We start from the raw sequence: 14,659 nt of genomic DNA, 5'->3' as shown, positions 1-14,659 counted from the left end.
AAGACCTGTAACAAAGACATTAAGCCTTGTAACATGAGCCGAATGTTGCTCACCATCAATAAGTTGAAAGAATGAAAAAGCCGTGCGGACGTGCACGTGCTCCGATTATTATGCAGTAGTGGTGAGCAGGTCGCTTGGAGGGAAGCCGTATTGCTCAGAGAAACAAGTCGAAAACCAGGTAGGGGAATTGAAACCCACGCGATAGGCAACCTCTGACACATTATATATGCCTTCTCCCAATAGCCTTTTCGCATGCTCAAGTCTGACGGAACGGATATAAAGGCTTGCGGGAATATTTGTTAGCGCTTTGATTTTGCGGTGGAGCTGCATACGACTCATGGCGAGTTCACGACTCAATTCCTCCACGCCGAATTCCTCTTCGCCAAGATGAAGCTCAACGGTGGCAAGAAGCTTTGCCATAAAGATCTTTTCCTTTGTGGAAACATGCTGATCGGATTCCTCTTTCACAACACCACTTCTGAATTTTTCCTGCAGGCTTTTGCGGATGTTGATCTGGTTGGCAATCCTTGCCAACAGCTCTTTGGTGTGAAAAGGTTTGGCGAGATAATCATCTGCCCCGGACTCCAGCCCTTCGATCTTGCTCTCCATATCTGCCTTTGCCGTAAGCATGATCACAGGAATGTGACTGGTTCGTTCGTCCTTCTTAAGCGTACGGCACACGGTCATACCATCTGTTACCGGCATCATCAGGTCTGTGATAACGAGGTCGGGCACGATTTCAATTGCCTCACGGATTCCATGCTCACCATCATCAGCAGAGATTACATGATAGTCTGGCTGTAGTGAACTTATTATATAGTTTCTGACGTCTGCGTTGTCTTCAATAACAAGAATGGTGTCTTTGCCTTCGGAATAATTTGTGTTCATCGCAAGAACGCCTGGAGTTTGACGTGCTTCGTCCAGAACCATGCGGGTATATTCACCGGAAGTAGGTTTGTTGGATGACACGTCCGCTGCACCAGGTTCCGTTACCGGCAGCGTAAAATAGAATTGCGCTCCTCCTTCTATTGCATTGGAAACACCAACTTCACCGCCGCAGATATTCACCAGCTCCTTTGTCAGCTCCAGACCGATCCCGCTTCCGAGTGTTGTCCTGGACACTGTACCGGATTGATAAAAACGATTGAACACAAACGGCAAGTCCGCCTCGGGCACTCCTGTTCCGGAATCTTTAACTGTCACTCTTAACGAATGCTGACCCGCATCTGCATGAACTAATATGCTCCCACCAGCGTCGGTAAACTTGAACGCATTGGAAAGAAGATTGGAAAATATTTTCTCGAGCTTGTCGCGATCGAATTTCATCTCAAAGATGGCAGTGTTCGAACTGAACTGAAGGTCGATCTTTTTTTGATCCGCCAGCGATTGGAATGACATGGTGTTTGCTCGCAGGAACCCGATAACATCATCCTGAACAAAATCAAGTTCGATGGCGCCGGCTTCGAGTTTACTAAGCTCGAGGAGCTGGTTCACGAGCTTCACCAGTCGTGAGGCACTGCTCTTAATTGTAAGCAGTCGGTTTTTATCAGGACCCTTTGTTTCGCTGAGCATATTTTCTACGGGTCCAAGGATCAGCGTGAGAGGAGTCCGGAATTCATGTGCGACGTTGGCAAAGAATCGCGACTTCAGATGATCCAATTCCTTAAGCCGTTCCGCTTCCTTGTGTTCATTGCTCAACATAACTGACAGCAACTGTCGTTTCACTGCCTGCTTTGCAAGATTGATCCTGAATAAGATGATGCCGACGATGGCCAGTACAAGGAATCCCGCGATGAGTGAATACTGCAGAATAGTTTTACGTTCCAGGTTGAGGCTCTGAAGCTCACGCTCAAAGGTTAGCGCTGCGATTTCCTGTTCTTTGCGTTCAGAATCAAACTTCGCCTGAAGGTCCCGTATCTGACGCACCTTCTCCTGACTGAAAACACTATCGCGGTACATCGAATATTTTTCATAGTAGACCAGCGACTGCTCGAAATTTCCTTGAGCACGATAAATGTCAGAGATAAGCTTTGCCGTCTTTCTCTGACTATCCATCAGACCCAGTTCCATCACAAGCGTCATGGCCTGGTTTGCGTATTCAAGAGCGCGTGGATACTGTTTGATCTTGAGATACGTTTCTGCAAGACCCGTATAGTTGGCCTGGTAGAGACTCTTATAATCCGGATCCGCTATTTTAAAAGCTTGATTATAGTAGGAAATGGCTCCCGGATAGTCTCCCATAGCGTAGGCCAGCGCTCCCAGGTTGTGTAACGCTGACGCTATATTCCGTGGCTCATCTCCTTTTATATAGGTCGCGTATGCTTCATTCATCAGCTTGAGAGATTCATCGTAGTGACCGTGATTCTTCAGAAGGATTGCATAGTTAACTTTTGCAACTGCCTTTCTGGTTTCGTCCTGACCTGCATCAATTGCCTTCTGATAGTACTCGCTGGCTTTTTCAAAGTCTCCCATCTTTCCATGGATGGTTGCAATCACGCTATAGTCACTTACGATACCCTCTTCATATTTTAACTCTTCATCAACCGCCAGGCAGCGTAAATAATATCGCAGTGCCTGTGCATAGTCGCCGAGACGTTCATACGCCAGTCCGATGTTTGTGAGAGCGTCGGCCATCTGCTGTTTCCTTCCAAGTGCAGAGTCGAGCGCTGATGACTTTTTGCTGAATTCAATAGACATTGAAAACTTCTCGTTCGTGTAATATAACGAACCCATTTCCTGGTAAACTTTCGCGAGAGCGAGTTTTCTGTTAAGCGCGAGGTTGATCGCAAGGGCTGAATCGTAATAGCGTTCCGCCATCTTACCATTGCTGCTTCGGTAGTGACGGGCAAGCGTGCGATAGGCGTCGGCAAGTCCCGGTTTGAATTTCAATTCTTTCGCTTGCCATATCAGGCTGTCAACAACGGAGACAGTGCGAGGATCATTTCTGAGCATCATCTTCCAGGCGGTATCCAATCTTGTCTTCACCCACAAGGTGTCTTGCGGAGCGGCACTGCATGGTGTTGCCCACGCACATGCGCACATTAACAGGATGGTGAATACAACTGAAGTTGCCGCGAAATGGGGAGACCGGGCACTCATATTTGTTAAATGATGGTTATCGAAATATAGTAGATATCTGGGTTGTTTGAAATTAGGCGTTCAGGATACTGTTGTTGGGATGCTTGAAATTTATCTAATCCTCAAATCTTGGTCTGGGCATGGATTTCTTAGTGGAAAAATCGAGTAAGCAAAATTATGTTGTAACCATCACAGAAGTATTTGAAAAAACTTCAAAAGGAGTTGTCTTTGGGATGAACTTTAAGCCTGAACCTGATGTGACATTGACGACCCTTGACGACACTCCTGAAATGTAGTAAATAAGTCATTTATTCTTGATGCGTTTGCCACATCAACAAGAATTTTATCCCTCGCATCCTACTATCCTCTATTATCTCCCAAAAAAATTTCCCTCCCCCTGTCCACTATCCTCCCCCAATCGTCTTATCAAATATAAACCAAACAAAACCCATGGACTTCCCAGACATCTTTACTTCCGAAATCGCCAGCAAAATGACCGATCGCATTAACAGGCTAAGCCTCAACACAAAACCTCAATGGGGTAAGATGAACTGCCCACAAATGCTCGCCCATTGTAATGTCGCCTATGAAATGATCTATGACCAAAAGCATAAGAAGCCAAACTTTCTCATGGCACTATTCATCAAAGCTTTCGTGAAAGACATCGTTGTGAGCAATAAACCGTACAAGCACAACTCACCAACCGCCCCAGCGTTCGTAATAAAAGGCGAAAGGGATTTTGATTCAGAAAAGAAAAGACTGGTAGACTATATTGATAAAACAGAAAAGCTGGGCTCATCCAGTTTCGAAAACAAGGAATCTCTCTCTTTCGGAAGATTAAACCTGAACGAATGGAACAATATGCTGTACAAACATCTGGATCATCACTTAACACAATTCGGCGTATAGATGTACTCTAAAAATACCTCCTCAATGCCCTGTGATTCTTCAATATCTCCAGGTCTGCGCTGAGCATCACTTCGTTGGTACCGAACGTTGATCCCAATAGACTGCTGGAAGGAAGCTCATAGTAATATCCGATGCGGAATTTGTTGCTGAGCTCGAGCATGACGTTTGCTCCATACGTGGTGAAGTTACGCGTGCCGATGCCCGCCCAGATTATTTCTGCAAGTAAAATGCTTGCAGAAATATCCACATACGACCGGTCAGAGTCCTGTATCATTGCCAGTACCGTTGACTTTAACTTGATACCTTCAAACTTATCAATCACTACTCCCCCGCTCAGATACAATTGCTTCTTATAAATTTTATTGGTGGTCACGTCATCCTGAATACTCACATCCAGCAATCGTGGTATGGAAATACCGAGGTAATATTTGTCTGCACGATAGAACATTCCCGCACCGATCGTAGGCTTGGAAAAATTCGGACGCTGGCGTTGTGTAAGGACCTGGTCGTCCGTTTCAAGTGTTAGGTTACTATAATCATAACGGTAGTTCACAATCCCCGCCTGCATTCCAAAGGACAGGTGACTATGAAGAAAGGTCAGCTTGTAAGCAAAGTTTGCCTGGATGTCAGAGTTGTTGCTGATACCAATACGATCATTGATCACAATCAACCCTGCTCCCAACTGATCCTTGAAGAATGCGGTGCTCGCGTTGAAGGTGGTGGTCTGAGGCGATCCCTTGATTCCCGCCCATTGTGCACGCGATATCAGTGTTCCGTTGAAAACATTGTAGGTTCCGGTGTAGGCCGGATTGAACATACTCTGATTAAACTGATACTGGTTGAACAGCGGATCCGTTTGTGCGCACAACTGAAGTGAAACACTTCCTGTCAGAAGGAAAAGGAGTAATGTAATTTTCATATTGATATTCTTCATGCGATCGTATTCGTAAAAATTATTTTTGAACGTGGATGAAACCCGTTTGCTTGCCGCTGCCTGCCAGGTCAATCACATAGAAGTATGTTCCGTCTGCCAGGGGCTGACCACTTCCGGTATTCGATTGTCCTTCAAAGCGCTTTGCAGGATCGGTATTATTATAGTTGTCTGTTTTGAAAACTGTCTCTCCCAGACGGTTCATGATCGTGACTGAATTCGACGGGTACAGATCAATGTTCACGATCTTCAGGTAGTCATGAGCTCCGTCACCATTGGGAGTGACAGCATTGTAAACGAGAATAGAAGGATCTTTCACTTCACCCATGACGCTGAAGGCGAAGGATCCCGTTTGATATTGAATCGTTACCCGTCCAACATACGTTCCTGGCTGACTGGATTTTAAGACGATGGTGAGTCGCTCGAAACTGTGAGGCGCAATGACCGTTGGCTCCTGTCCTATTATGAAGTTTGGATCATCAATAGAAACAGAAACAACCATTGCAGCAGCCGTACCGGTATTCTCAATGCTGAAGGTTCTGGCGATTTCCCTTCCGCCAAAGATCTCACCAATGAAGATGGGCGCATTAGGTTGTGATGTTACCGGCGAACCGGAATTATTATCTCCGTCTTTCACAACCACCACCGGCATATTCGGATCAAATGTGAATCCGATCCTGGAGTTTGTTCCTCCCGCTGTTGTTACCGTTACATTTCCTGATGATCCTGTTCCCACTACGGCCGTAATGGTATTCGCATTCACAGAAGAAAATGATGCAGCAGGTGTGCCGCCAAAACTAACCGCCGTCACTCCCGATAAGTTGAAGCCGGTAATGGTTATCGTTTCTCCTGTTCGTGCGGTGGTTGGAGTAAAAGATAATACGTTTGGTGATGGATTAAATGTAAAGCCGGTCCGTGTTGCCGTTCCACCGGGAGTGGTCACCGATATACTGCCGGATGATCCGGTCCCTACAACTGCTGTGATCTGCGTTGACGAAACAAAGTTGAACGAAGCAGCTGGTGTTCCGCCAAAAGAAACAGCAGAGACTCCGGTCAGGTTTGTTCCGTTGATGGTGACAGTCGACCCGCTCACGGCAGTTGCCGGTGTGAATGAAGTGATCGTTGGTGTCGGTATGAAAATAAATCCTGCCAGTGTAGCAGTTCCCCCCACTGTTGTTACCGATACACTGCCCGACGTTCCGTTCGCAACAACTGCTGTAACAGTGGTTGATGACACGGGAGTGAATGCCGATGCAGTCGTTCCACCGAAACTAACATCGCTTGCTCCTGTGAGATTGGTTCCCGTGATGGTAATCGTTGCTCCGTTGGCAGCAGTAGTAGGCGTGAATGAAGTGATGATGGGTCCCGGAATAAATGTAAAGCCAGCAAGCGTTGCGGTACCCGTTGGTGTTGTCACGGAAACACTACCGGAAGAACTTGTCGATGCAACGATGGCAGTAATGGTTGTTGCCGAGAGAAATGTAAACGAACTCGCTGGTGTTCCGCTGAAGCTGACAGCGGTGACACCGGTGAAGTTGGTTCCGGTGATCGTTATGGTTGCTCCGGATACAGCAGTTGTGGGAGCGAATGATGTTATGGTCGGAGAAGCGTTAAATGTGAAGCCGGCAAGAGTTGCTGTTCCACCAGGAGTTGTAAGTGAAACTGAACCTGATGATCCCGCAGCAACCACTGCTGTTACTTGGGTTGCTGACACTGGCGTGAAGGATGTTGCCGGTGTTCCACCAAAACTTACAGCAGTAACGCCGGTCAAAAATGTTCCATTAATAGTTACTGTCGCACCACTTGCTGCGGTTGTCGGAGTAAATGATCCAATCGTTGGTGGATTGATATAAGTAAATCCTGGTGAAGTAATTGTTCCGCCCGGAGTTGTAACGGAAACAAGACCTGATGAACCAGCCGCTACGATTGCTGTTATCTGTGTTGCAGAAACAGGAGTGAATGATGTTGCTGGCGTTCCACCAAATGAAACTGCAGTAACTCCCGTCAGGAATGTTCCGTTAATTGTTACTGTCGCACCGGTCGCCGCTGTGGTTGGAGTGAATGATCCGATGGTTGGTGGATTGATGTAAATAAATCCAGGAGACGTGACTGTTCCACCGGGAGTTGTAACAGAAACTAATCCCGATGAACCAGCTGCTACAATGGCAGTGATCTGTGTTGCAGAAACCGGAGTGAAAGATGTTACTGGTGTTCCGCCAAAGCTGACGGCACCAACACCCGTCAGGAATGTTCCATTAATTGTTACTGTTGCACCGGTTGCTGCGGTGGTCGGAGTAAAACTTCCAATTGTTGGTGGATTGATATGAGTAAAGCCCGGAGATGTTATAGTTCCGCCAGGAGTTGTAACTGATACAAGACCTGATGAACCAGCTGCTACGATTGCTGTTACCTGTGTCGCTGACACTGGCGTGAATGATGTTGCTGGCGTTCCTCCAAAGCTAACCGCAGTAACACCTGTAAGGAATGTTCCATTGATCGTAACCGTCGCACCCGTTGCCGCGGTGGTTGGAGTAAAACTTCCAATCGTTGGTGGATTGATATAAGTAAATCCTGGTGATGTTATGGTTCCGCCCGGTGTCGTAACAGAGACTAATCCAGATGAACCAGCTGCAACAATCGCTGTTATCTGTGTTGCCGATATTGGAGTGAATGACGTTGCTGGCGTTCCACCAAAGCTAACCGCCGTTACTCCTGTTAAGAATGTTCCATTAATAGTAACGGTTGCTCCCGTTGATGCTGTCGTCGGAGTAAATGATCCGATGGTTGGTGGATTGATATAAGTAAATCCTGGTGAAGTAATTGTTCCGCCCGGAGTTGTAACGGAAACAAGACCTGATGAACCAGCTGCTACGATTGCTGTTATCTGCGTTGCAGAAACAGGAGTGAATGATGTCGCCGGTGTTCCACCAAAACTAACCGCCGTTACTCCCGTAAGATTTGTTCCATTGATCGTAACAGTCGCTCCCGTTGCCGCTGTTGTTGGCGTAAAACTTCCAATCGTCGGTCCACCAATAAATACATAACCAGCAAACGTTGCTGTTCCACCCGGTGTCGTTACATCCACACTTCCCGAACCTCCCGCACCTACCACCGCCGTGATCTGTGTCGCCGAAATAAAATTAAATGACGTTGCCGGTACTCCTCCAAAGCTAACAGCAGTAACTCCCGTAAGATTGGTTCCATTGATAGTAATCGTTGCGCCAGTTCCCGATGTCGAAGGCGTGATCGATCCAATGGTCGGTGCCGGAATGAAAACAAATCCCGGTGACGTAACCGTTCCTCCCGTTGCTGTTACCGAAACCAGACCCGAAGTTCCAGTACCCACCACTGCCGTGATCTGTGTCGATGATATAAAATTAAATGAAGTCGCCGGTGTACCACCGAAACTCACTGCACTGAGTCCCGTAAGATTTGTTCCATTGATGGTCACCGTCGTTCCCGCTCCCGCACTGGTTGGCGTGAATGAAGAAATGGTCGGCGCCAGTGGAAGTGTTGCTACTGAAATGGTATTCGATTGCGCACCTTGTCCCGTGACCGAAGCTTTATCAGCACTGACACGATAGTAATGCTGCGTACCCGGTGACAATCCGCTTACTGCTTGTGATGTACCTGCCACAACCAATGAGTTGTAACCCGATACAAAAGATGCAAAAGCTGGATCGATAGAAACATCCAGTAAATAATTAGTAACAATGCCGAGAGACGGCGCAGTCCAGTTGGCCGTAAAACCAGAAGTGGTGATGCCAGTAGCCGCCAGAGCCGTAGGTACCAACAACGCATAACTTTCTACCCAATTGGAAGTGCTTCCCGCAAGGGCAAAGGAGACAAGGGTACCATGATTAACATTAATGGTTTGATCCACCAATATGTTAACTCCTGTGTTGGTGCCGCCCGCTACTCCCTCATCAAAATTATAATACGAAAGAACGTTACCCGGCACTGAAGCTGAAGTGCTAACCATGTCAGATCTTATATTGGTAGCAGTTAACACGCTATTGTAAAACCGCAACTCATCCATCGTACCAATGAACCCTGCCGCACTTGACGCCCCTAATGTTATCGTCGAAGAGGCGTTCAGTGTGTTTGAATTGGCAACTGCAGAATTGTCCGCTACTCCATTAATGAATAACTGAATTAAACCGGTGGATTGATTACGGGTAGCCGCCACATGAACCCATTTTCCGGTAGCGATAAATGCATTCGAAACAAGGTTAACATCCGGATTGCCCACACCAAAAACAATATGCCCGCCCGACATCGTAATTCCAAAGTCATTGGTATCAGACGGTGCATCTCCATAGACAAGTCCTATCGTATAATACCATTGTGAAACAAATGTGCTTCCGGTGGATTGAGTTGTATTGATCCAAAACTCAATGGTAAAATCGTTGCCCACTGTATTCTGTAGCACCACATAATCACTTCCATCAAAATTAAGTGCATTGCCCGGTGGCGTAAGCGGCGCATACGTAAATCCTGCGTAGCTGGCAGTTCCGCTTGGCGTTGTAACGGAAACATTTCCTGAAGTTCCCGCAGCAACAATCGCCGTAATGGTAGTAGCAGAAACAGATGTGAACGATGCAACGGTCGTTCCGCCAAAACTAACCGCCGTTACTCCGCTAAGATTGGTTCCCGTGATCGTTATCACAGATCCTGTTCCTCCACTGCCGGGTGTTATCGAAGAAATTGTCGGAGTAGAACTAAATGTAAAACCACTTTGCGTTGCGCTTCCATTAGGGGTATCTACATCAACGCTTCCGGATGCACCCGCTCCCACAACGGCAGTGATCTGCGTTGCTGAGTTCACAACGAATGATGTTGCCGCCGTTCCGCCAAATCGCACAGATGTTGCATTAAATAAATTAGTCCCCGTAATGACGACGCTTGTGCCGGGTCCTGCGGTTGTCGGAAGGAACGATGCAATAGTAGGTGCACAATAGGTTCCTCCATCATTAATGGTCCAGCTGTGACCAGCGATCAGCGCCGCTCTTGCAGCAGCACCAAAGCAGTATTGATTATCAGGCGCTCCGAGCGTTACCGTATTTTGTAACAATGGCAATGCCGCCCATCCGATGAGCAGGTTATCATAGTTGGTATTTGAAAGGCCTGAGTTTTCAAACATCTGAATCATGTTTGTCACCTTGCCCACATCCCATGAGGCCAGGTTCTGATTGAATGATGTGGCATTGCGAAACATTACCGCCATCCCTGTAACGTTGCTGGTATTCCAGACTGAGATGTTACCGTTAAATGCTGGTGCATTTTGAAACATGCCAGCCATGTCCGTTACGTTTGCTGTATTCCATGAACCGATATTCTGATTGAATACATCGGCACCCTGGAACATGACAGTCATAGCGGTTACGTTTCCAACATTCCAGCCACTGATGTTCTGATTGAAGACAGGAGTGCTGACAAACATTCCCGCCATGTTAGTTACGTTGCTCACATTCCAGGAGGTGATATTGCCGTTGAATATAGTCGCCCCTGCAAACATAGCTGACATGTTGGTTACACTACCAACATTCCACAAGTTGAGATTCTGGTTGAATGAATTAGTACCGCTGAACATACCCTGCATGGTGCTGACAGCACCGACATTCCAGTTACTGATATTTCCATTAAAAGAACGCGCGTTGGAAAAAGTCTGAAACATGGTTGTGACACCGCTTACATTCCATGCGCTCAAGTCCTGGTTAAATGCAATGGCACCTTGAAATGTGTTTTGTAACGCGGCTACGTTTGAAGTATTCCAGTTTCTTATGTCGCCGTTAAAGGCCACAGCATTAGAAAATGTGCTGACCAGTAGCCCAACATTGCTGACATCCCAGGTATTAAGATTTTGATTGAAGACCGATGCCCCGCTGAACATGAATTGCATGTCAATCACATTACTTACGTCCCAGTTATTCAGGGGCTGATTAAATACAAAATTTTCGGAGAAGAGGTGGTCCATCCTTGTGATCGTGCTGACATTCCAGTTGTTAATGTTTCCGTTGAAGGCATGACAATCGGCAAACATGTAGTCCATATCAGCAACGCCCGACAGGTTAGGTATATCGGTCGCGGCATATGTCATATTTATAGCACCGTAAAAAGCCTGCTCCATACTCTGCCATGCAATGTCTCCCCAGCTATCAATGGAAAGAAGCTTGGGCCCTTCGGTTGTGTTGCCACCCATGTTGAAATGCGGGAATTGTCCGGAGATCTCTACACGATAGTGATCATTGTTGCTGAGGCCAGTGATGGTGTAGTTGCCCGTCAGGCCTGAAGCTGATCCGTCACCCACTCCGGTGTTAGTAATATTTGTCCACGTTATACTGTAATTGAAAGAGCCCGTGCCTGTCAGTATGGAGATCTGTGTGTCCGTTGTGCTCCAGGTTGTAACAAATGGCAGCGCCGGGCAGGAAGTTCCTAAATCATTAATGGACCATCCATAGAGTCCTGTTAATATATCATGTGCAGCAGTTCCCGCACAATACTGATTGCTGTTCGCACCTAGTGTGACATTGCTTTGAACAGTCTGTGAAGCCCAGCCGATCAGAATGTTATCGTAGTTGGTGTCAGACAATCCACTGTTATCAAACATGCTCGACATATCCTGTACAACTGTCACATTCCAGCCACCGAGATCCTGATCAAAGGCTGTTGCTCCGGAGAACATTGCCTGCATGGTTTGAACATTGCCTACATCCCAGTTCGAGATCGTTCCATTAAATTGGGCGGCACCGAGAAACATGTTACTCATGTCTGCCACATTGCTGGTAGTCCACAGATTCAGATTCTGATTGAACACCGTAGCACCATTGAACATGTTTGCCATCGTTGTCACACCACCCACAGCCCAGTTATTGATATCCTGGTTGAATAGCTCTGCCTGACTGAACATCAGTGTCGTGCTGGTCACTTCGCTTAAATTCCATGATCCAATCGGCTGATTGAAATTGCGGGCGAGATTAAACATCGCATCCATGTGAACAACGTTTCCCGTTATCCAGTTGTCGAGCGGACTGTTAAAGGTTATGGCAGCATCGAACATATGCTGCATGTCCCTGACGTTGCTTACATTCCACGAATTGATATTCTGATTGAAAGCATAGCAGTTGCTGAACATGGAGTTCATGTTGGTTACACTATCGACAATCCAGTTGCCTATATTCCGGTTAAACACTGCTGCATTTGCAAACATTGACTCCATGGTCGTAACGTTGGCCACATTCCAGTTGGAGATAGACCCATTGAACGAGTCCGCACCGTAGAACATAAAGCTCATGTCGCCGACATTGGCAACAATCCAGTCATCGAGGTACCAGTTGAATGCATTGGCCTCATAAAACATGTAGTGCATATCTGTTACGTTGTCTACACCCCAGCTGTTGATATTCTGATTGAAAACAAAGGCGTTATAAAACAGGTAGGCCATGTTGTTTACGTTGGTGGTATTCCATGCAGTGATATCGCCATTGAACACGTTACAATTTGCAAACGCAAAGGACATATCGGTCACCGCTGACAGGTCCGGAACATCGGTGGCAGTGTAGCCCATATTATAACATCCATGGAATGCCTGCTCCATACTTCCCCAGACGATGTTACCCCATTGATCGATCGACAGTAGCTTTCCTCCCTCCGCACTGTTACCTCCCATGCGGAAATGAGGAAAGTCCCTTTCGATGGTGATCTTATACAGATCATTGTTGGCTAATCCGCTGATGGTGAAAGAAGTCATTGGACCATCGATGACCGTAGTGCTTCCATCACCTATACCTGCATTGGTAAGGTTGGTCCAGATAATATCATAGTTGAATAAGCCATTACCATGCGGAATAGTGATGGTTCCGTCGGTGGTGCTCCATGTTGTAACGAATCCGGTGGTGGATACACACAACTTGCCGCCGTCAAGGAATGTCCAGTTATAATTGGCAATGATCGAGTTGCGTGCGCTTTCACCAAGGCAATATTGTTTTGATGCGGCACCCAGTGTCACATCACCCTGCAGCGATGGCAGTGATGACCAGCCATTGAGAAGATTATCATAGTTATTGTTCGACAGGCCGCTGCCATCAAACATGTTGTTCATGTTTGTGACATTGCGTACATCCCACGGGCCTAAATTCTGATTGAATGCCGTTGCTCCACCGAACATTGCCTGCATGTTGAATACACCACCCACATTCCATATGCTGATATCCTGATTGAAGTTTGATGCATTGAGAAACATCTGATGCATGTCTGACACAAGGGCCACACTCCACAAAGAGATGTCCTGGTTAAATGCCGGTGAGAAGGCGAACATGTTGGACATATCGGCAACGCTGCCGACGTTCCATCCTCCGATATTCTGATTAAATGCCTGGCACCCGCTGAACATTCCGGACATGTCATTAACATTCTGAACGTCCCATGCGGAGAGATTCTGATTGAAGATGGTTGCCCCGCCGAACATCGCAGACATATTCGTGACATTGGTTACAACCCATCCGCCAATGTTCCGGTTGAACGCCTGACAGAGGTTGAACATTGAATTCATGTTTGCAACACTCTGAACATCCCATGCGCTGATATCCTGATTGAACACCGTGCATTGGTTGAACATCGAACTCATATCGGTTACGCTGCTTACATCCCAGGAAGCAACATTGCCATTGAATGCAGCGCATTGGAAGAACATGAAGGACATGCCCTGAACACTGCTGGTGTTCCACAAATTCAGATTCTGGTTAAAAGAACTACAGCCTTCAAACATGGAGGTCATATCCGTCACGAGGCCCGTCTGCCAGCTTCCAAGGTTGCGGTTGAACAAGCCATCGTTAAAGAACATTTGACGCATCGTTGTGACATTGCTGGTGTTCCATCCTGAGATGTTGCCGTTGAATGCCGGACAGTCGAAGAATGTCGCAGTCATGTTGCCAACGTTGCTGACATCCCATGTATTGAGATTCTGATTGAATGATGTCGCTCCGGCGAATGTCCGTATCAGACTTCCAACATTGCTAACGTCCCAGCTGCCGATGTTTTGGTTGAATGAGCTTGCGCCAAAGAACATTTCATCCATGGATGAAAGATTGATGGTAGACCATGAGCTGATGTCGCCATTAAAAGCGGTTGCATCATAGAACATACCATTCATGTTTGTCACATTACTGACATTCCATCCGCCGATGGCTCCGTTGAAGACCGTACAACCGCTGAACATGAAACCCATGTCATTTACATTTGACAGGTCGGGGTTGTCTGTTGCAGTGTAGGTTAAATTTGTACAGCCTTGAAATGACTGATACATGCTTTGCCATGCGATGTTTCCCCAGTTATTGATGGACAATAGCTTTGTGGCTTCGCCCGGATATCCTGCCATGTTGAAATGAGGAAATGCTCCGGTGATCTCGACCTGATACTGATCGCCGTTTGCAAGACCGGTAATGGAATAACTGCCTGTCAGTCCCAGGGTTACTCCGTCACCAACTCCTGCGTTGGTAAGGTTGGTCCATGCTACGTCATAATTAAAAAATCCGGATCCGGTTGGTATGGTGATCTGTCCGTCGTTGGTGGACCAGGTGGTGGTAAACTGCGCAGAGGCATTAAAGGCGAAGGAAGAAAGTGCTATGACAAAACAAATGGCGAAGAGCCACTTGAAACGGGGAATAAGAGCCATTGAGGTAGGGATCGGTAGAGGTTAAAAAAAGCCGCTTACAAGTTAGCGCATGCGCGTTTTCCGGACAT

5 protein-coding genes are annotated in these 14,659 nt (G+C 46.9%); 2 read left to right on the top strand and 3 right to left on the bottom strand.

Annotation, left to right across the window (positions count from 1 at the left end; genetic code table 11):
* Positions 1-108 precede the first annotated feature (108 nt).
* On the bottom strand, positions 109-3,099 hold the full coding sequence (locus HOP08_13825; GenBank protein NOT76000.1) for a tetratricopeptide repeat protein: 2,991 nt from the start codon (positions 3,097-3,099) through the stop codon (positions 109-111).
* A gap of 119 nt (positions 3,100-3,218) precedes the next feature.
* Between HOP08_13825 and HOP08_13820 the strand changes: the two genes are divergently transcribed.
* Together HOP08_13820 and HOP08_13815 are read left to right on the top strand one after the other, a co-directional pair.
* On the top strand, positions 3,219-3,374 hold the full coding sequence (locus HOP08_13820) for a hypothetical protein (GenBank protein ID NOT75999.1): 156 nt from the start codon (positions 3,219-3,221) through the stop codon (positions 3,372-3,374).
* A 154-nt stretch (positions 3,375-3,528) separates the two neighbouring features.
* Positions 3,529-3,987, top strand: a complete 459-nt coding sequence (locus HOP08_13815) for a DUF1569 domain-containing protein (GenBank protein NOT75998.1) — start codon at positions 3,529-3,531, stop codon at positions 3,985-3,987.
* A 7-nt stretch (positions 3,988-3,994) separates the two neighbouring features.
* Here the strand turns inward: HOP08_13815 and HOP08_13810 are convergent, their stop codons facing one another.
* The gene (locus tag HOP08_13810) at positions 3,995-4,921 is read right to left on the bottom strand and encodes a type IX secretion system membrane protein PorP/SprF (protein ID NOT75997.1); all 927 of its coding nucleotides are present in this window, start codon (positions 4,919-4,921) and stop codon (positions 3,995-3,997) included.
* A gap of 19 nt (positions 4,922-4,940) precedes the next feature.
* Positions 4,941-14,591, bottom strand: coding sequence for a BspA family leucine-rich repeat surface protein (locus HOP08_13805; protein NOT75996.1), 9,651 nt, complete (start codon positions 14,589-14,591; stop codon positions 4,941-4,943).
* Positions 14,592-14,659: the final 68 nt, after the last annotated feature.

Source organism: Cyclobacteriaceae bacterium, assembly GCA_013141055.1.
In the GTDB taxonomy this organism is placed as follows: Bacteria; Bacteroidota; Bacteroidia; order Cytophagales; family Cyclobacteriaceae; genus ELB16-189.
The sequence above is the reverse complement of the archived record's forward strand: the minus strand, read 5'-3'. Positions and strand labels throughout refer to the sequence as shown.